This window comes from Pseudomonas sp. GP01-A4 (assembly GCF_058780865.1).
On sequence record NZ_JBYSWF010000025.1, the window covers coordinates 38,442 to 56,484 of the forward strand.

At 60.5% G+C, this 18,043-nt stretch carries 15 protein-coding genes and 1 pseudogene; 10 read left to right on the plus strand and 6 right to left on the minus strand.

The window, feature by feature from the left end:
* Positions 1 to 69: 69 nt before the first annotated feature.
* On the minus strand, positions 70 to 2,805 hold the full coding sequence (gene secA, locus AC3WKX_RS16170) for a preprotein translocase subunit SecA (RefSeq protein ID WP_003209775.1): 2,736 nt from the start codon (positions 2,803 to 2,805) through the stop codon (positions 70 to 72).
* Between the two features lie 305 nt (positions 2,806 to 3,110).
* On the opposite strand from secA, the gene AC3WKX_RS16175 reads away from it, so the two are divergent.
* The gene (locus tag AC3WKX_RS16175) at positions 3,111 to 3,566 is read left to right on the plus strand and encodes a DUF721 domain-containing protein (RefSeq protein ID WP_008432358.1); all 456 of its coding nucleotides are present in this window, start codon (positions 3,111 to 3,113) and stop codon (positions 3,564 to 3,566) included.
* A 121-nt stretch (positions 3,567 to 3,687) separates the two neighbouring features.
* On the opposite strand, the gene AC3WKX_RS16180 is transcribed toward AC3WKX_RS16175, so the two are convergent.
* Positions 3,688 to 5,166, minus strand: coding sequence for a helicase HerA-like domain-containing protein (locus AC3WKX_RS16180; protein ID WP_102605694.1), 1,479 nt, complete (start codon positions 5,164 to 5,166; stop codon positions 3,688 to 3,690).
* Between the two features lie 196 nt (positions 5,167 to 5,362).
* Here AC3WKX_RS16180 and AC3WKX_RS16185 point away from each other — a divergent pair.
* Together AC3WKX_RS16185 and AC3WKX_RS16190 are read left to right on the plus strand one after the other, a co-directional pair.
* Positions 5,363 to 6,394: pseudogene (locus tag AC3WKX_RS16185) on the plus strand (HAMP domain-containing protein); the annotation flags it as partial.
* A 93-nt stretch (positions 6,395 to 6,487) separates the two neighbouring features.
* A complete protein-coding gene (locus AC3WKX_RS16190) occupies positions 6,488 to 7,252 on the plus strand; it encodes a methyl-accepting chemotaxis protein (protein ID WP_371132408.1) in 765 nt (254 codons plus the stop codon).
* A gap of 10 nt (positions 7,253 to 7,262) precedes the next feature.
* On the opposite strand, the gene AC3WKX_RS16195 is transcribed toward AC3WKX_RS16190, so the two are convergent.
* A complete protein-coding gene (locus tag AC3WKX_RS16195; RefSeq protein ID WP_023659227.1) occupies positions 7,263 to 7,463 on the minus strand; it encodes a hypothetical protein in 201 nt (66 codons plus the stop codon).
* Positions 7,464 to 7,547: 84 nt separating this feature from the next.
* Entirely contained in the window at positions 7,548 to 8,396 is an 849-nt protein-coding gene (gene purU, locus AC3WKX_RS16200; RefSeq protein ID WP_003209762.1) for a formyltetrahydrofolate deformylase, read from the minus strand.
* A 349-nt stretch (positions 8,397 to 8,745) separates the two neighbouring features.
* Between purU and mvaT the strand changes: the two genes are divergently transcribed.
* The gene (gene mvaT, locus AC3WKX_RS16205; RefSeq protein WP_008432352.1) at positions 8,746 to 9,120 is read left to right on the plus strand and encodes a histone-like nucleoid-structuring protein MvaT; all 375 of its coding nucleotides are present in this window, start codon (positions 8,746 to 8,748) and stop codon (positions 9,118 to 9,120) included.
* Between the two features lie 90 nt (positions 9,121 to 9,210).
* Here the strand turns inward: mvaT and sbcB are convergent, their stop codons facing one another.
* Positions 9,211 to 10,638 carry an exodeoxyribonuclease I gene (gene sbcB, locus AC3WKX_RS16210; RefSeq protein ID WP_003214166.1) on the minus strand — a complete coding sequence of 476 codons (1,428 nt, stop codon included), beginning with the start codon at positions 10,636 to 10,638 and terminating at the stop codon, positions 9,211 to 9,213.
* Positions 10,639 to 10,827: 189 nt separating this feature from the next.
* On the opposite strand from sbcB, the gene AC3WKX_RS16215 reads away from it, so the two are divergent.
* Genes AC3WKX_RS16215 through AC3WKX_RS16240 form a run of 6 tightly spaced genes read left to right on the plus strand, consistent with a single transcriptional unit; the run spans position 10,828 to position 17,483 of the window.
* Positions 10,828 to 11,520, plus strand: a complete 693-nt coding sequence (locus AC3WKX_RS16215; protein WP_003214165.1) for an RDD family protein — start codon at positions 10,828 to 10,830, stop codon at positions 11,518 to 11,520.
* Positions 11,517 to 12,497 (plus strand): stage II sporulation protein M, encoded by a 981-nt coding sequence (locus AC3WKX_RS16220; RefSeq protein ID WP_003214164.1) that lies wholly within the window; start codon positions 11,517 to 11,519, stop codon positions 12,495 to 12,497. The genes AC3WKX_RS16215 and AC3WKX_RS16220 overlap by 4 nt, the downstream gene beginning before the upstream one ends.
* Complete coding sequence (locus AC3WKX_RS16225) at positions 12,484 to 14,013, plus strand: DUF4129 domain-containing protein (RefSeq protein WP_102605683.1); 1,530 nt, start codon at positions 12,484 to 12,486, stop codon at positions 14,011 to 14,013. The genes AC3WKX_RS16220 and AC3WKX_RS16225 overlap by 14 nt, the downstream gene beginning before the upstream one ends.
* Positions 14,010 to 15,167 carry a DUF4350 domain-containing protein gene (locus AC3WKX_RS16230; RefSeq protein ID WP_102605684.1) on the plus strand — a complete coding sequence of 386 codons (1,158 nt, stop codon included), beginning with the start codon at positions 14,010 to 14,012 and terminating at the stop codon, positions 15,165 to 15,167. Before AC3WKX_RS16225 ends, AC3WKX_RS16230 begins: the two co-directional genes overlap by 4 nt.
* Positions 15,164 to 16,144: an AAA family ATPase gene (locus AC3WKX_RS16235; protein ID WP_008432346.1), complete on the plus strand. Its 981-nt coding sequence runs from the start codon at positions 15,164 to 15,166 to the stop codon at positions 16,142 to 16,144. Before AC3WKX_RS16230 ends, AC3WKX_RS16235 begins: the two co-directional genes overlap by 4 nt.
* 7 nt (positions 16,145 to 16,151) lie before the next feature.
* Positions 16,152 to 17,483, plus strand: a complete 1,332-nt coding sequence (locus AC3WKX_RS16240; protein WP_102605685.1) for a DUF58 domain-containing protein — start codon at positions 16,152 to 16,154, stop codon at positions 17,481 to 17,483.
* Between the two features lie 16 nt (positions 17,484 to 17,499).
* On the opposite strand, the gene AC3WKX_RS16245 is transcribed toward AC3WKX_RS16240, so the two are convergent.
* Positions 17,500 to 17,859 carry a PilZ domain-containing protein gene (locus tag AC3WKX_RS16245; protein ID WP_023659226.1) on the minus strand — a complete coding sequence of 120 codons (360 nt, stop codon included), beginning with the start codon at positions 17,857 to 17,859 and terminating at the stop codon, positions 17,500 to 17,502.
* Positions 17,860 to 18,043: the final 184 nt, after the last annotated feature.

Genomic DNA, 18,043 nt, shown 5'->3' on the forward strand with positions numbered 1-18,043 from the left:
AAATGGCAAAACGCCGCGACGGCTGATGCCGGTCGCGGCGCGGGGGTGTTGCAGCGTCAGGCGAAAATCTTAGTTGATTTCGCCGTGGCAGTGCTTGAACTTCTTGCCCGAACCGCACCAGCACAGTTCGTTGCGGCCCAGCTTCTGTTCGTTGCGCACCGGGGCCTGGGCCAGGGCCACATCGACCTCTTCACCCAATACTTCCGGAGCCTCAAGACCAGGCGCTTCGTCGTGCTGGAACTGCATGCGCGCAGCCAGTGCCTCGGCTTCCTGACGCAGGCGGGCTTCTTCCTCGATCGGGTCTTCGCGACGCACCTGAACGTGGGACAGCACACGAATCGAATCGCGCTTGATCGAATCCAGCAGTTCGGAGAACAGCGTGAACGACTCGCGCTTGTACTCCTGCTTCGGGTTCTTCTGGGCGTAGCCACGCAAGTGGATGCCGTGACGCAGGTGGTCCATGGTCGACAGGTGGTCTTTCCACAGGTCGTCCAGCACGCGCAGTACGATTTGCTTCTCGAAGGTGCGCAGTGCTTCGGCACTCGCCTGCTCTTCTTTCTCGTTGTAAGCGGCCAGCAGCTCGGTCATGAGCTTCTCGCGCAGGGTTTCTTCGTACAGGTGGTCGTCTTCGTCGAGCCATTGCTGGACCGGCAAGTCGACACCGAAGTCGCTCTTCAACGCAGCTTCCAGGCCGGCAACATCCCACTGCTCAGGCAGGGACTGTGGCGGGATATGGGCGCTGACGGTGGCGTTGAGCACGTCCTGGCGGAAATCGGCAATGGTCTCGCCGATGTTGGTGGCAGCCAACAAACTGTTACGCATGTGATAAATCACTTTACGCTGTTCGTTGTTGACGTCATCGAACTCGAGCAGTTGCTTACGAATGTCGAAGTTACGGCCTTCTACCTTGCGCTGGGCCTTCTCGATGGCGTTGGTCACCATGCGGTGTTCAATCGCCTCACCGGACTGCATGCCCAGGGCTTTCATGAAGTTCTTCACCCGATCCGAGGCGAAGATGCGCATCAGGCTGTCTTCCAGGGACAGGTAGAAACGGCTGGAACCGGCGTCACCCTGACGACCGGCACGACCACGCAGCTGGTTGTCGATACGGCGCGATTCGTGACGCTCGGACGCGATCACCTGCAAGCCGCCGGACTCCAGCACTTGCTGGTGGCGCTTCTGCCAGTCGGCCTTGATCTGCGCGATCTGCTCAGGGGTCGGGTTGTCCAGGGACGCAACTTCCACTTCCCAGTTACCGCCCAACAGGATGTCGGTACCACGACCGGCCATGTTGGTGGCGATGGTCAGTGCGCCCGGGCGACCGGCCTGGGCAATGATCTCGGCTTCTTTTTCGTGGAACTTGGCGTTGAGGACCTTGTGCTCGATGCCTTCCTTGGCCAGCAAGCTGGACATGTGCTCGGAAGTTTCGATGGTGGCAGTACCCACCAGCACTGGACGGCCCTGGGCCATGCATTCCTTGATGTCGGCGACGATTGCAGCGTATTTCTCGTCGGCGGTCAGGAACACCAGGTCGTTGAAGTCTTTACGCGCCAGCGGCTTGTTCGGCGGGATAACCATCACCGACAGACCGTAGATCTGGTGGAATTCGAACGCTTCGGTGTCGGCTGTACCGGTCATGCCGGACAGTTTGTTGTACAGACGGAAGTAGTTCTGGAAGGTGGTCGAGGCCAGGGTCTGGCTTTCAGCCTGGATGTTCAGGGCTTCCTTGGCTTCGATCGCCTGGTGCAGGCCTTCCGACAAACGGCGACCCGGCATGGTACGACCGGTGTGTTCGTCGACCAGTACGACCTGGCCGTCCTGCACGATGTATTCAACGTTGCGATGGAACAGCTTGTGGGCACGCAGGCCGGCATACACGTGGGTCAACAGGCCCAGGTTGTGCGCCGAGTACAGGCTCTCGCCTTCAGCCAGCAGGCCGATCTGGGTCAGCATGTCTTCGACGAACTGGTGACCGGCTTCGTTGAGTTCGACCTGGCGGGTCTTCTCGTCGATGGTGAAGTGACCTTCTTTGGTCACCACGCCTTCCACTTCCTCGATGTGTTGCTCAAGGCGCGGGATCAGCTTGTTGATCTCGGTGTACAGGCGCGAGCTGTCCTCGGCCTGACCGGAGATGATCAGCGGGGTACGGGCTTCGTCGATCAGGATGGAGTCGACTTCGTCGATCACGGCAAAATTGAGTTCGCGCTGGAATTTTTCTTCCATGCTGAACGCCATGTTGTCGCGCAGGTAGTCGAAACCGAATTCGTTGTTGGTACCGTAGGTGATGTCGGCAGCGTAGGCGGCGCGCTTCTCTTCCGGCGGCTGGAACGGCGTGACAACGCCGACGGTCAGGCCGAGGAATTCGTACAGCGGACGCATCCAGTTGGCATCCCGGCGGGCGAGGTAGTCGTTCACCGTCACAACGTGCACGCCCTTGCCGGACAATGCGTTGAGGTAAACGCCCAGGGTAGCTACCAGGGTCTTGCCTTCACCGGTACGCATTTCGGCAATCATGCCTTCATGCAAGGTCATGCCGCCGATCAACTGGACGTCGAAGTGGCGCATGCCCATGACACGCTTACCGGCTTCGCGGGCGACCGCAAAGGCTTCGGGAAGCAGCTTGTCGAGGGTTTCACCTTTGGCTATGCGGGCCTTGAACTCTTCGGTCTTGGCGCGCAATTGCTCGTCCGAAAGGGCAACCATCTGCTCTTCGAAGGCATTGACCAGCTGCACCGTCTTGAGCATGCGTTTGACTTCGCGCTCATTCTTGCTTCCAAAAAGTTTCTTTAACAAAGGCGCAAACATATCGGCAGGTTCTTCCACACATAGGGATGGAGGGCGCCCCGTGAGTCGCCCGAGCAGCCCTCACGGCCGCATGCGAACGAGCATTCTACCCGGAAACGTGGGTGAGGAAAGTGGCGTTATTCCACGATGCTGGCACGGCGCTCTTGGAGGGCTTGTTTAAAATAAGGGCTTTTTGCTGAACTTCAACCCATTCGGGCAATAAGTTACTCGTTGATTTAATGGATAAACTGCCGGTAATGCAATGGCGGCGGTGTCGCAGACGCTTTCTGCTACCATGGCCTCTCTGTTACTTAAGGTGTCTAGTCATGGCATTTCGCCCTCTTACGGCCCGAGCTCCCGCCGTGTTGCTTCGCGAAGCCAAGCCTTTAAAAGCCATCTTCGGCCATGCGCAACGCCTTGGTCATCTGCAACGCCTGGTAGAAAGCCAACTGCAGCCCGCCGCTCGCGAACACTGCCATGTGGCCTCGTGGCGCGAGGGCAATCTGCTGCTGATCGTCACTGACGGCCATTGGGCGACGCGCCTGCGCTACCAGCAGAAACGTTTGCAGCGCCAATTGATGGCCTTCGACGAATTCGCCAGCCTGACGCGCATCCAGTTCAAGGTGCAACCGCCGACCGTGCCGCAAGGTGCGGTGGGGCACACGATGGATTTGTCGGAAATCGCCGCCGAAACCATTCAGGCCACGGCAGACGGGATTACCGATCCGAATTTACGCGCTGCGCTGGAGCGGCTGGCCGCTCACGCCAAACCCAAAACCTGAGACCGGCGTAGAACCAAGTGTGGGAGCGGGCTTGCTCGCGAAGGTGGCGTGTCAGTCACTGGATATATTGACTGATCCACCGCTTTCGCGAGCAAGCCCGCTCCCACATTTGATCCCATCGTTATTTACGTTTGCTGCCGCCTAACAAAGACCCCAGTAACCCGCGCACCAACTGCCGGCCCATCTGATTGGCCGCCTGTTGCATCGCCGATTTCAGTGCCTTGCCTGCCGTAGTACCGAGGAAAGCACCGGCCTTGTCGGTAAAGCTTGGCTCTTCAGCGGCGGGCGTCGAATCCTCTTGCGGGCCCAAGTCCTTGCGCGCCATCAACACTTCGTACGCCGACTCACGGTCAATCGGCTTGTCATAGCGCCCCTGCAATGGCGAACTGGCAATCAGTGCTGCCCGCTCAGCTTCGCTCAGTGGCCCGATCCGCGATTGCGGCGGTGCTACCAGTACGCGTTGGACTACTTCAGGCGTCCCCTTTTCCTGCAAGGTTCCCACCAATGCCTCACCTGTACCCAACTCGGTCAGCACCGCCAGCGCATCAAATGCCGGATTGGGCCGGAAACCATCGGCCACCGCCCGCAGGGACTTCTGCTCCTTGGTGGTGAACGCCCGCAGCCCGTGCTGGATGCGCAAGCCGAGTTGCGCCAGCACGGTGTCCGGCAAGTCCCCGGGAGACTGGGTGACGAAATACACACCGACGCCTTTCGAGCGAATCAGCCGCACCACTTGCTCCAGGCGATCCTGCAGGGCCTTGGGGGTGTCGGCAAACAACAGATGCGCCTCATCGAAAAACAGCGCCAGCAGCGGCTTGTCGGCATCGCCACGTTCCGGCAGTTGCTCGAACAGTTCGGCCAACAGCCAAAGCAGGAAGGTCGCGTAGACCTTCGGCGCCTCATGCACCAGCCGGCTGGCGTCCAATAGATGAATACGCCCGCGGCCGTCACTGGCCGGTTGCAGGATGTCTTCGAGTTGCAGCGCCGGCTCGCCGAACAACGCTTCGGCACCCTGCTGCTCCAGCACCGCCAGGCGCCGCAACAGCGCCTGGCTGGAACCGATGGTCATCAAGGCCGCGTCTTCCCCGAGCAACTCCGGGTGATAGCGCAAATGGTTCAGCAGCGCCTTGAGGTCCTTGAGGTCCAGCAACAACAGGCCTTCACGATCGGCCACCTTGAAGGCTGCGTAGAGGGCCGATTGCTGGCTGTCGGTGAGCTCCAACAGGCTGCCGAGCAACAGCGGGCCCATTTCACTCATGGTGGTGCGCAACGGATGACCGGACTGGCCGTGGATATCCCACAACGTCACCGGATACGCCTTGGGCGTGTAATTAAGGAAAGGCATGCCGGCTATGCGCTCGGCGACCTTGCCCTGAGGGTTGGCCGCAGCGCCCAGGCCACACAGGTCACCCTTGATATCGGCGGCAAATACCGCGACCCCGGCGTCGCTGAAAGCTTCCGCCAGGCGCTGCAAGGTCACGGTCTTGCCGGTGCCGGTGGCGCCTGCGATCAGGCCGTGGCGGTTGGCCAGGCGCATCGACTGGGCAATCGGCTGGCCCTGAAGATCTGCACCAATAATGAGTTGCGAGGAGTCAGGCATTTTGTCACCCATGGTTAATCTTTGGCGCTGAATGGTCGATACAGATAAAGCGAGAGACCCAAAAAGTCTTGGAAAAACAGGCCGGATAATTCCTGCAGGAGCAGATGGAAATATCACACTTTTTTTGACGCAGCCATTCCGCGCGTCCCAGAAGGACGTGCATCGGATATTAAGACCATAGCGGACCCCACAAGCCATGAATAAAAATCTGCGTTTCAGCCATAAAATCCTGCTTGCCGCCGCTCTTGTCGTCATTGCCGCCTTTGCGTTGTTTACCCTCTACAACGACTACTTGCAGCGTAATGCGATTCGCGACGACCTGAACAACTACCTGCATGAAATGGGCGATGTCACTGCCAGCAACATCCAGACCTGGCTTACCGGGCGCATAGTGCTAATAGAAAGCGCCGCACAGAACATCGCCATCAACCCGGATTCAACCAGCGTCGCCAGCCTTCTGGAACAGAAGGCCCTGACGTCCTCGTTCATGGCCACGTACCTTGGCGACAGCAAGGGCGGCTTCGTCATCCGCCCCGATACCAAGATGCCCGACGGCTTCGACCCACGGGTACGCCCCTGGTACAAGGGCGCGCAGGGCAGCAACGGCTCAACCCTGACCGAACCCTACATTGACGCGGCCACCGGCCAGTTGATCATCTCCATCGCCACCCCCAGCACCAAGGCCGGCCAGAGTGTCGGCGTGGTGGGCGGCGACCTGAGCCTGCAAACCCTGGTAGACAACATCGGTGCCCTGAACTTCGGCGGCATGGGTTATGCCTTCCTGGTCAGTGCCGACGGTAAAGTGCTGGTACACCCGGACAAGGGCCTGGTGATGAAAACCCTGGCCGACGTCTATCCGAACAACACCCCCCGAATCAGCAGCGACTTCAGTGAAGTCGAGGTAAACGGCAAGACACGTATCGTCACCTTTACCCCGATCAAGGGCCTGCCCTCGGTGAACTGGTACCTCGGCCTGTCGGTGGATAAAGATAAATCCTTCGCCATGCTCAGCGAATTCCGCACCTCGGCGATCATCGCCACGATCATCGCCGTGGTCATCATCATCGCCCTGCTGGGCATGCTGATTCGCATCCTCCTGCAGCCACTGCACGTCATGACCCGCGCCATGGAAGACATCGCCGACGGTGAAGGCGACCTGACCCGCCGCCTGACCATCCAGAACCACGACGAATTCGGCGTGCTTGGCAGCGCTTTCAATCGTTTCGTGGAGCGGATTCACACCTCGATTCGCGAAGTTTCCTCGGCCACCGAGCAGGTCAATGAAGTGGCCCTGCGGGTGGTCAGCGCCTCCAATTCCTCGATGGTCAATTCCGACGAGCAGGCCAACCGGACCAACAGCGTCGCGGCCGCGATCAACGAGCTGGGGGCCGCCGCCCAGGAAATCGCCCGCAACGCCGCACAGGCCTCCAACCAGGCCAGCGATGCCCGGCACTTGGCCGAAGACGGTCAGCAAGTGGTGGAACGCAATATCAAGGCGATGAACCAGTTGTCGCAGATGATCAGCGCCTCCAGCACCAATATCGAAGCGCTTAACAGCAAGACAGTGAACATCGGGCAGATTCTGGAAGTGATCACCAGCATTTCCCAGCAAACCAACCTGCTGGCCCTCAACGCGGCGATTGAAGCCGCACGGGCCGGGGAAGCCGGGCGCGGCTTTGCGGTGGTGGCCGATGAAGTGCGCAACCTGGCGCACCGCACCCAGGAGTCGGCGCAGCAGGTGCAGAAGATGATCGAGGAGCTGCAAGTCGGCGCCCGGGATTCGGTCAGCACCATGAGCGAAAGCCAGCGGCACAGCCAGGACAGTGTGGAAATCGCCAACCTGGCGGGCGAGCGTCTGAACAGCGTGACCCAGCGTATCGGCGAAATTGACGGGATGAACCAGTCGGTAGCCACCGCTACCGAGGAACAGACCTCGGTGGTGGAGTCAATCAACATGGACATCACCGAGATCAACACCCTCAATCAGGAAGGTGTGGAAAACCTGCAATCAACCTTGCGGGCCTGTTCCGACCTGGAACAGCAAGCGGCGCGCTTGAAACAACTGGTGGGTAGTTTCCGGATTTGATCCCGCCGGGTCAGCGGCTGCCTTGCACAGCCGCTGACGCCTTTTCTTCAGGCAATTCGGATGTGTCCTGCAATTGTTCCCACAACTCGGCGGCGCCTGGAAACTCGGTGCCGTCCTCACTGCTCAGGTCATCCGGGTCATATCGACTCAAACAACCCTCTCCCAGCGTCGCGGGGGCTTTGGAAGTCGCCTTGTCCAGTGGATCGCTCATGCTCCAGTCCTCACCCGCGCTCAAAAAAAGGGCCTGTAGCGATTTAACGCCCAGGCCCTTCATTCTTCAATCAAAACACTTCAATCAGAACACGACAGTCTTGTTGCCGTGCACCAGTACCCGGTCTTCCAGGTGATAGCGCAGGCCGCGAGCCAGCACCATCTTCTCGACGTCACGGCCAAAACGGACCATGTCTTCGATGCTGTCGCTATGGCTGACACGCACCACGTCCTGCTCGATGATGGGACCGGCGTCCAACTCTTCGGTGACGTAGTGGCACGTTGCACCGATCAGCTTCACGCCACGCAGGGATGCCTGGTGATACGGCTTGGCACCCACAAACGATGGCAGGAAACTGTGGTGAATATTGATCACCTTGCCAGCGTATTCACTGCACAACTCCGGCGGCAGAATCTGCATGTAGCGCGCCAGTACCACGACGTCCGCATCGTGCTGCTTGACCAGGCGCGAGACCTCGGCAAAGGCCGGCTCCTTGTCCTGCGGGTTGACCGGGACGTGGTAGTACGGAATGCCATGCCACTCGACCATGCTGCGCAGGTCGTCATGGTTGGAAATCACGCAGGAGATTTCGCAGTCCAGTTCATCGCTGTGCCAGCGGTGCAGCAGGTCTGCCAGGCAGTGGGACTCACGACTGGCCATCAGGACCACGCGTTTTTTCTGTTCCGTGTCGGTGATGCGCCAGGTCATCGAGAACTCTTCAGCGATCGGCGCAAATGCCTCGCGAAATGCCTCTAGACCAAAGGGCAGCGTATCGGCACGAATTTCGTGACGCATGAAAAACCAGCCGCTGAGATTGTCCGAGTGATGGCTCGCTTCGGTGATCCAACCGTTGTGGGAAGCCAGAAAGTTACTGACCTTGGCAACGATGCCAACCCGGTCCGGGCAAGCAATCACCAGCCGAAAAGTGCGCATTAGGGGGAAACTCCAGAACTTCGCAAAGGCCGCCATTCTAGCGATTGCGCAGAAAAACTGCAGTATTCCTCAACGCTTATTCTGATCGGCTGCGTCAACCCTGCCCCTTAATAGCGTAAGGTTTTTCCCCATTATGTGTGCAAACGCGTGGACTCCGGCAGTAAGCCAAGACTTAACCAGAGTATCTTTAGGCCATCCCCCTTACTAATTAACTCAATTCCACGCTTTTGCCACAAACAACCAAAGTAAATTACATAAATGCGGCCTTAAATGTTTACTTGGGCAAACTGTCTGACTATTATTGAGCCACTATCCCCTTTCACCCAGCGCCCTGCATAAGGTAGTCCCCATGTCCCTGATCAACGAATATCGCGCCACCGAAGAAGCTATCAAAGAGCTGCAAGCCCGTTTGAAGAACCTGTCCCAAGACGACAAACTGCAAACCGAGCTGGAATTCGAAGGCAAATTGCGCACCCTGATGGGCGAATACTCCAAATCCCTGCGTGACATCATCGCGCTGCTGGATCCGGATTCGAAAGTTAAGGCTCCACGTGGCGCCGTAAAAACTACCGGCACCAAGCGTGCTCGCAAGGTTAAACAATACAAAAACCCGCACAACGGCGAAGTGATTGAAACCAAAGGTGGCAACCACAAGACTCTGAAAGAGTGGAAAGCCAAGTGGGGCGGCGACGTGGTTGAAGGCTGGGCTACCCTGCTGGGCTAAGCCTCGCCAGGACGCTGCGTGATACGCAACGCAATAAAAAACGCCAGCTTGCTGGCGTTTTTTATTGTCCGTATTTTACCGGGAAGCTGATTACAGACTCATTCGAGTCGCTAAGGCATCAACATACTCCTGCCATTCATCAAGCACCTGGCGCTGAAACGGTGTGGCACTAACAGCCAACTCAAGACACGCCTGCTTAAAACCCTCAAGGGTGTTTGGCGCGCCCCATTGAGGGTCTGACAAACGTTGCTGACAGAAAACTCTCCAGCGTTGTTGCTCTTCACTATTCAAGGTGTCCGGGAAGTTGCGTGCACGATAGCGAAATAATAATTCAGGCAAACGTTCATCATCGAAAGGCCATTGCTGGCGCGCTAGTTGCGCCGGCTCGGCGACTCTCACTTGCTCGCATAAACGTCGATCACGATCCCCGATAAAACCATCGTATAGCTGCTGCTCGGGATCGGCGCTTGGCGCAAAATCTTCCTCGGCGTAAATCGCCGCCAGTTTATCGCGCCATAGTTCCTGTGCGTCGCTTAGCCGCAGGGCCCGCGCATCACACTCATCCATATCCAGCTGCAAACGCTCGCGGTCTTGCGGCCGAAGCACGCTCAACGGTGCGACCACCGGGCAACGATTGATGTGCAGCAACTTGAGCGGTACCGGCAATTCACCTTCGGCCAGTTCGTCGCGGCGGGTATATAAGCGCCGGCGCAAGGTATCGGCGTCCTCGTCCAACAGCCCTTGCGGATCGAGCCCCAGGTCGCAGACGATCAATGCATTGCGATTGCGCGGGTGCCACGCCAGCGGCAGCACCACCCCCAGGTAATGACGCTCGGCAGAAAAACGACCGGAAATATGCACCATCGGCTGCAACAACCGCACCTGGTCCATGACCCGTTGTTTGCTGCGCAGTTGAAACAGCCAGTCATAGAGCTTGGGTTGCTTCTCGCGGATCAACCGGGCCAGGGCGATGGTGGCGCGCACATCGGACAAGGCGTCGTGGGCCTGGCCGTGGTCGATGCCGTTGGCGGCCGTCAACCGCTCAAGCTTGAGGGTGACGCGCCCGTCCTGTTCCGGCCAGACGATCCCGTCAGGGCGCAGAGCGTAGGCAGTGCGCACCACGTCGATCAGGTCCCAGCGGCTGTTGCCGCCTTGCCATTCCCGGGCATAGGGATCGAAGAAATTGCGGTACAAGCTGTAGCGCGTCATCTCATCGTCAAAACGCAAGGTGTTGTAGCCGGCCCCGCAGGTGCCCGGGGTGGCCAGCTCGGCGTGCACCCGGGTCATGAAGTCGGCTTCGGCCAGGCCTTTTTCCGCCAGCACGCCGGGAGTGATGCCAGTGATCGCGCACGCTGCCGGATGCGGCAGGATATCGTCGCTGGGGTGGCAGTAGAGATTGACCGGCGGCCCGACCTCGTTAAGCTCGAGGTCGGTGCGAATACCGGCTACCTGCAGCGGGCGGTCGGTACGCGGATTGATGCCGGTGGTTTCATAGTCGTACCAGAAAATGGTGGTCACGGGCTATTCCTGTGCTGAAGACCGGCAAAGTCTAGGCGCTTGCAGGCATCGGGGGCCAGCGCTGTGTTCCCTGTACAAATATTCAGTAAATCGTTGAGTGGTTGCTTCCACCGTCGACACTGCTAGCATCGGTCTTTCCAACCCCGCCGCTGCCGCCCAGGCGCCAGCGCCGCACTGCCAAGGACCGCGATGCCACCTGCGCCACTGGATACCCGCTACCAGATCGAGACCCCGGAGGGTATCGACCTGCCCCTGCGCCCGGCCGGCCTGCTGGTACGCTCACTGGCCTTTGCCTTCGACCTGGGTTTGCGCGGCCTGATTCTCGGCATCCTGTTTATCGCATTGGCCTTTCTCGGCAACCTGGGCATTGGCCTGGGTTCGCTGCTGCTGTTCCTCGTCAGTTGGTGGTACATGGTGCTTTTCGAAGTGCTCAACCAGGGCTGCTCGCCCGGCAAACAGGTCATGGGCCTGCGGGTGGTACAGGACGATGGCACGCCCATCGGCTGGTCCGCCTCGCTGATCCGTAACCTGCTGCGCTTTGTCGACATGCTGCCCTTCGGCTATTTCCTCGGCGCCATCAGTTGCCTGCAACACCCCAACTTCAAGCGCCTGGGCGACCTGGCGGCCGGGACCCTGGTGATCTACCGCGAACAACCGCTTTCCCGCCCGCAAGTGCCCCAGGCCCCGGCGCTGCGCCTGCCGTTCGCCCTTGAGCTGAACGAACAACGGGCGATTCTCAGCTTCGCCGAACGCCAGGGCGAACTGTCGGCCGAACGGGTCAACGAACTGGCCGCTATCCTGGCCACGCCCCTGCAGGTCTCCCCTGCCCGCGCCGTGGCAGAACTCAACGGTGTGGCCCGCGGATTGTTGGGGCCAGCATGAAACAGAGTCTTTTCGAAAGCCGCCATCAGCCACAATGGCAAGCCTTTGCCGAGCAATTGACGCAGTTGGAGAAAGGCAAAGCCAAAGGCGCCGACTTCGTCGACTTCCCTCATCAATACCGGCAGTTGTGCCAGCACCTGGCCCTGGCCCAGGAGCGCGGCTACAGCAGCTACCTGGTGGACCCGTTGCAGCAGCTTGCCTTGCGCGGCCATCAACAGTTGTATCGTCATCGCAGCCGGATGGGGGCAAACGTGCTGAGCTTCCTGCTGGCCGATTTCCCCAGGCTGGTTCGCGCGCAATGGCCATTTGTGCTGGCTGCCGGCCTGCTGTTCTTTGGCAGCCTGCTCGGCATTGCCTTGCTGGTGTACCTGTTTCCGGACTTGATCTACAGCATCGTCAGCCCCCGGCAGGTGGCCGAGATGCAGGCCATGTACAACCCCGATGCCAGCCGCCTGGGCCGGGCAGCCGAACGCGCTTCCAGCGAAGATTGGATGATGTTCGGCTACTACGTGATGCACAACATCGGTATCGCCTTCCAGACCTTTGCCGCCGGGTTGCTGTTCGGCCTGGGCAGCGTATTTTTCCTGTTCTTCAATGGCCTGATCATTGGCGCCGTTGCCGGGCACCTGACGCAAATCGGCTACGGGCAAACGTTCTGGTCATTTGTCATCGGCCATGGCGCCTTCGAGCTCAGCGCAATTGCCCTGGCTGGCGCGGCTGGCCTGCAACTGGGCTGGGCGCTGATTGCACCGGGGCCCCTCACCAGAGGCGAATCCCTGCGCCTGGCCGCGCGCAAAAGTGTGCAAATGATTTGTGGTGTGATGGTGTTCCTGCTGATCGCCGCGTTTATCGAGGCGTACTGGTCGTCCACCAATGCCGTGGCGCCGTGGGTCAAGTACCTGGTCGGCACCGCCCTGTGGTTGCTGATGGCGGCCTACCTGCTGTTTGCCGGACGGAATCGCCATGCGCCTGAGTGATGCCAGCGTCGTGATCCGCCCGCGTACCTCCTGGGAGGCCATGGACCTCGGCATCCTGCTGGCCCGGGAACACCGGCTGCTGTTGATGAGCAGTTGGGCCATCGTGACCTTGCCGGTCTTCGCCCTGTTCAGCGTGCTCCTGTGGAATCACCCCACCACCGCGCTGTTGCTGTTCTGGTGGTTGAAACCGGCATTCGACCGCCTGCCACTGTATATCCTGTCCAAGGCCCTGTTCGGCGAAACACCCAGCCTGAAACAAGCGCTGCGCCAATCGCCGCGGCTGCTCAAGGGCCAACTGCTGGCCAGCCTGACCTGGCGGCGCTTCAGCCTCAGCCGCAGCTTCGAGATGCCGGTGGTCCAGCTCGAAGGGCTGCAAGGCCAGGCGCGCCAACAACGTCTCGGGGTGTTGCAGCAGCGCAACGCAGGCGCCGCGCGCTGGCTGACCCTGATCGGGGTGCACCTGGAAATCGCCCTGTGGTTCGGGTTGATGGCCGTGTTCTATTTCTTCCTGCCGCAAGAGGTCGAACGCGACTGGGATTGGCAGCAACTGGTGCTCACCGCCGGCCACGACTGGCGTTGGCTGGAGCACCTGACCAACATGTTCTACGCCTTGATCCTGGTGTTCTGGGAGCCGATCTATGTCGCCTGTGGCTTCAGCCTTTACCTGAACCGCCGCACGGTGCTGGAAGCCTGGGACCTGGAACTGGTGTTCCGCCGAATGCGCCAGCGCCTGAGCGGTGTGGCGTCGCTGCTGTTGCTGGTGGCCGGGCTGACGCTGATTCCGCCGATCCCATCGGCATGGGCTGATGAACCGGTTCCCCAAACGCCGCTGACTACACAATCGGCCAGTCACTCGATCAAGACGCTGTTGGAGCAGCCACCGTTCAAGAACCCGGAAACGCTCACTCGTTACCGCTTCGGCGAGGATAAAGCAGCCGACAAAAACAAAGCGGCAGGTGATGCCAAGCTGCCAGCCTGGCTGGAAGCATTGCTGAAAAACCTCAACAGTGATTCGTTCAAGCACATCGCCAAGGGCCTTGAAGTACTGCTCTGGGGATTGCTGGCAGGTGGCCTGGCACTGGTGATCTGGCGCTACCGCGACTGGCTGCATGCCTTTGTCAGCCGCCGCAGCCCGCGCAAACCCAAGGCTGCCAAACCCGTGCCTTCGCAGCTGTTCGGCCTTGAACTGGGGGCTGACACCTTGCCCGAAGATATCGCAGACGCCGCCGAACAGCTGTGGGTAACACAGCCCCGGGAAGCCCTCGGCCTGCTCTACCGTGGGTTGCTCAGCCGCTTGCTGCACGACTTCAACCTGCCGCTGAAAAGTGCCGACACGGAAGGTGAAGTCCTGGAACGTATCCGCCAACTGCAACAACCGCAGCTGCTGGCATTCAGCGGTGAGCTGACCCGTTACTGGCAAAACCTTGCCTATGGCCATCGCCTGCCGCCTGCCTTGGCGCAACAACAGCTATGCAGCGATTGGCGAACCCTGTTCGGCTCGGGAGCGGCGCAATGAACCGGCCGTTGCTGTGGGTCGGGCTGCTGGTCGCGGGCTTGGTGGCAGCAGGCGGTTTTTATGCCTGGCACACGGCGATTCCTTATCAGGAAGTGGTCGATCGCGGCCCTTCACCCGAAGCCCTGGCCAACCCCTACCTGGCAGCTGAACACTTTCTGCGCCAGCAGGGCCTGGTGGTGGAACATGCCAACAGCCTCGAACGGCTGGCCAGCCTTTCGCCCAAGGGCAACAGCCTGCTGTTGCTGGGCGAGCGCAGCAACATGAGCCCGCCCCAGGTTGATCAATTGCTGCAGTGGACCCGGGCTGGCGGCCATCTGCTGCTGGTAGCCGAAGCGCTGTGGGATGAGGACACCGGTGAAAGTGGCGACCTGTTGCTGGATCGTGTGCAGATACACCAATCCTTCAGTGAAGAATTCGACGCTCCGGCACCCGCGCGTAAAAAGAAAACGCCGGACCTGACCAAACTCTATGTGGACAACGAAACAGCGCCGGCCTATTTCAGCTTCGACACCGACTTCAACCTCACCGACCCCAGGCACCTGGCACAATTCTCGGCCAACAGCGCCCGGTCGACGCACCTGATGCAGGTCAACCTCGGGCAAGGGCGTGTGACCGTGGTCACCGACAGCGACCTGTGGAAAAACCCGGGCATCGGCCTGCACGATAACGCGTGGCTGCTCTGGTACCTGAGCCAGGGCACCCAGGTCACACTGCTGTTCAACACGGATGTCGAGGACCTGTTCAGCCTGTTGTTGCGCTACTTCCCCCAGGCACTGGTGGCACTTGCCGCACTGATCGCCCTGGGCCTCTGGCACGCCAGCCTGCGCCAGGGTCCGATCCGGCAACCGGCGCCCAAGGCACGGCGGCAATTGCAGGAACACTTGAACGCCAGTGCCGACTTCCTGTTGCGCCGCAGCGGGCAAGACAGCTTGCTGCAAGCTTTGCAGCGCGACATCCAGCGCACCGCTCGGCGCCGTCATCCCGGGTTCGAACACCTCGATACAGCCGAACAATTGCGGGTGCTTGAACGCCTGACCCGCCAACCCTCCCTTGTTATCAGCCAGGCCCTTGGCCCACCTGCGACGAAACGGCTCTCCAGCGCCGATTTCAGCCGCCAGGTGGCCTGCCTGCAAACCCTCAGGAATGCCCTATGAGCGAATTTCCCGCCACTGATCCGATTCAGCGCGCCAGCCAACTGGCCCAGGCCTTGCGCGTCGAACTGCGCAAGGCGGTTATCGGTCAGGACCCGGTGATCGATGACGTGCTCACGGCGTTGATCGCGGGCGGCCATGTGTTGCTTGAAGGGGTTCCCGGCCTGGGCAAGACCTTGCTGGTACGCGCGCTGGCACGCTGTTTTGGAGGCGAGTTCGCGCGCATCCAGTTCACCCCGGACCTGATGCCCAGCGACGTGACCGGCCATGCCGTATACGACCTGCATACCGAACAGTTCAAGCTGCGCAAGGGACCGTTGTTCACCAACCTGCTGTTGGCTGACGAGATCAACCGTGCCCCGGCGAAAACCCAGGCAGCGTTGCTGGAAGCCATGCAGGAACGCCAGGTAACCCTTGAAGGCGAGGCGCTGCCCATCGGCCAGCCGTTCATGGTACTGGCCACCCAGAACCCCATCGAGCAGGAAGGTACTTACCCGTTGCCCGAAGCCGAACTGGACCGTTTCATGCTCAAGGTGCGCATGGACTATCCCGAGGCACAGCAGGAACTGGACATGGTGCGCGAAGTCACCCGCTCGTCCCGAGCCGACATGCTCGACGTACAGCCGCTGCGCACGGTGCTGCAAGCCGAAGACGTGCTGCTGTTGCAACAGATTGCCAGCGAGTTGGCGCTGGATGAGCAGGTGCTCGACTACGCCGTGCGCCTGGCCCGCACTACGCGCAGTTGGCCGGGCCTGACCATCGGCGCCGGGCCCCGGGCCTCCATCGCCCTGGTTCGCGGTGCACGGGCGCGGGCCTTGCTGCGCGGGGGCGAGTTCGTGACCCCGGACGACATCAAGGGCTGCGCCCTGGCAGTGTTGCGCCATCGGGTGCGTATTGCCCCGGAGCTGGATATCGACGGGTTGGAAGTCGACCAGGTGCTCCGGCAATTGCTGGACCAAGTCCCGGCGCCACGCCAATGAGACGCCCATGAGACCAACCCGCCTGCTGTTGACCTGGCTCGGTGTACTGCTGGGCCTGAGTATCCTGCTCGGCGCACTGGTGGCGCTACAGGTCAAGGTGCCAGACGCCCTGCACTCAGTGACGTGGGGCCTGCTGCTGGCCCTGTTGCTGCTGGCCCTGCTGGATGCCAGCCGCCTGCGCCGCCGGCCGTCCCCGCGCGTGCGACGGCAGATGCCCGGCAGCCTGGCACTGGGGCGCTGGGGGGAAGTGCGGGTAACCCTGGAGCACGATTATCCCCAACCGTTGGCGGTCCAGGTATTCGATCATGTGCCTGACGGCCTGGCGGTGGAGGACCTGCCGCAATCCATCGAACTGCGGCCCGGCGAGCACAGTGAACTGGGTTATCGGCTAAGGCCCCAAAGGCGCGGGCATTTCAGCTTTACCCGCTGTGAAGTGCATCTGCCCAGCGCCCTGGGGCTATGGTCGGCCCGGCGCCTGATCGACGTCAGCGACGCCACCCGGGTCTACCCGGACTTCGCACGCCTGTATGGTGCGCAGTTGCTGGCGGTGGACAACTGGCTCAACCAGCTGGGCGTACGCCAGCGGCAACGGCGTGGGCTGGGCCTGGAGTTTCACCAGCTGCGTGAGTTTCGCGAAGGTGACAGCCTGCGCCAGATCGACTGGAAAGCCACCGCCCGGCAACGCACGCCCATTGCCAGGGAGTACCAGGACGAGCGCGACCAGCAGATTATGTTCATGCTCGATTGTGGCCGCCGTATGCGCAGCCAGGACGCCGAACTGTCGCACTTCGACCACGCGCTCAACGCCTGCCTGCTGCTCAGTTATGTAGCCTTGCGCCAGGGCGATGCCGTAGGGCTGTGCACCTTTGCCTGCGACCAGCCGCGCTACCTGGCGCCGGTCAAGGGCAGTGGCCAGCTCAACCTGTTGCTGAATGCGGTGTATGACCTGGACACGTCCCGGCGTACGGCCGATTACCAGGCGGCCGCCAGCCAACTGCTGGCCCGGCAGAAACGTCGCTCGCTGGTGATCGTAGTGACCAATTTGCGGGATGAGGAAGATGAAGAGTTACTCAGCGCCGTAAAGCGCATCAGCCGCCAGCACCGGGTAATGGTCGCAAGCCTGCGGGAGGAGGTCCTTGACCAGTTACGCCAGGCTCCCGTGCAAACCCTGCACGAAGCCCTGGCCTACTGCGGCACGATCAACTATCTCAATACCCGGGACGAACTCCACGACCGCTTGAACGCCCACGGGCTGTCGGTACTGGACACACTGCCTTCGGACCTGGGCGCCGCCCTGGTGACCCGCTACCTGGGCTGGAAAAAAGCCGGCGCGCTATGAACGCCGGATGCAGCACCTAGGCAGAGGCCTGCAACGGATCAAAGCTGAAGTAATCCAGCAGCGCGCTGATCACCTCCCCATATTCGGCTGGGGCCTGGGATATGGTGAACCCGGAATCGTAATGCTGGGGGTTTATATCCTCATGACACCACAGACAGGTGGCCGTGAGGTCTACCGCCTGCACCTCACCCTCAGGCCCGGGGATCTTCAAGCGCAGCTCGAACTCCACATCGACCATCATGGGTAACTGGCTGATCAACATCAGGCCCTGCTCGGAAACATTGCCCAGATAGCCGATTGGCTTGTCCGTCAGGCGGTTGAACACTTGAAGGAAGCAAGGTAACTGATGCCGCTCGATCCGTCGGTGAGTAAACATGATGAGGTCGCCATCCAATGGCCATATATGTGGCCGCTCCAGTGATTCGAAACGAGCCTGAAGGCCCGCTCTCCCCGGATATCGGTGCGACAACCGCAAACGGGTTGCCACTTTTACAGCTGCCAAATCCGGGAACGCCATCCGTTTGAATAGAAACTTATACAAACTGACATTCAAAGATTAG

Coding starts and splice junctions, on each gene's coding strand:
- secA (WP_003209775.1), bottom strand. CDS start 2,805: ATGTTTGCGCCTTTGTTAAAGAAACTTTTTGGAAGCAAGAATGAGCGC.
- AC3WKX_RS16175 (WP_008432358.1), top strand. CDS start 3,111: ATGGCATTTCGCCCTCTTACGGCCCGAGCTCCCGCCGTGTTGCTTCGC.
- AC3WKX_RS16180 (WP_102605694.1), bottom strand. CDS start 5,166: ATGCCTGACTCCTCGCAACTCATTATTGGTGCAGATCTTCAGGGCCAG.
- AC3WKX_RS16190 (WP_371132408.1), top strand. CDS start 6,488: ATGGTCAATTCCGACGAGCAGGCCAACCGGACCAACAGCGTCGCGGCC.
- AC3WKX_RS16195 (WP_023659227.1), bottom strand. CDS start 7,463: ATGAGCGATCCACTGGACAAGGCGACTTCCAAAGCCCCCGCGACGCTG.
- purU (WP_003209762.1), bottom strand. CDS start 8,396: ATGCGCACTTTTCGGCTGGTGATTGCTTGCCCGGACCGGGTTGGCATC.
- mvaT (WP_008432352.1), top strand. CDS start 8,746: ATGTCCCTGATCAACGAATATCGCGCCACCGAAGAAGCTATCAAAGAG.
- AC3WKX_RS16215 (WP_003214165.1), top strand. CDS start 10,828: ATGCCACCTGCGCCACTGGATACCCGCTACCAGATCGAGACCCCGGAG.
- AC3WKX_RS16220 (WP_003214164.1), top strand. CDS start 11,517: ATGAAACAGAGTCTTTTCGAAAGCCGCCATCAGCCACAATGGCAAGCC.
- AC3WKX_RS16225 (WP_102605683.1), top strand. CDS start 12,484: ATGCGCCTGAGTGATGCCAGCGTCGTGATCCGCCCGCGTACCTCCTGG.
- AC3WKX_RS16230 (WP_102605684.1), top strand. CDS start 14,010: ATGAACCGGCCGTTGCTGTGGGTCGGGCTGCTGGTCGCGGGCTTGGTG.
- AC3WKX_RS16235 (WP_008432346.1), top strand. CDS start 15,164: ATGAGCGAATTTCCCGCCACTGATCCGATTCAGCGCGCCAGCCAACTG.
- AC3WKX_RS16240 (WP_102605685.1), top strand. CDS start 16,152: ATGAGACCAACCCGCCTGCTGTTGACCTGGCTCGGTGTACTGCTGGGC.
- AC3WKX_RS16245 (WP_023659226.1), bottom strand. CDS start 17,859: ATGTTTACTCACCGACGGATCGAGCGGCATCAGTTACCTTGCTTCCTT.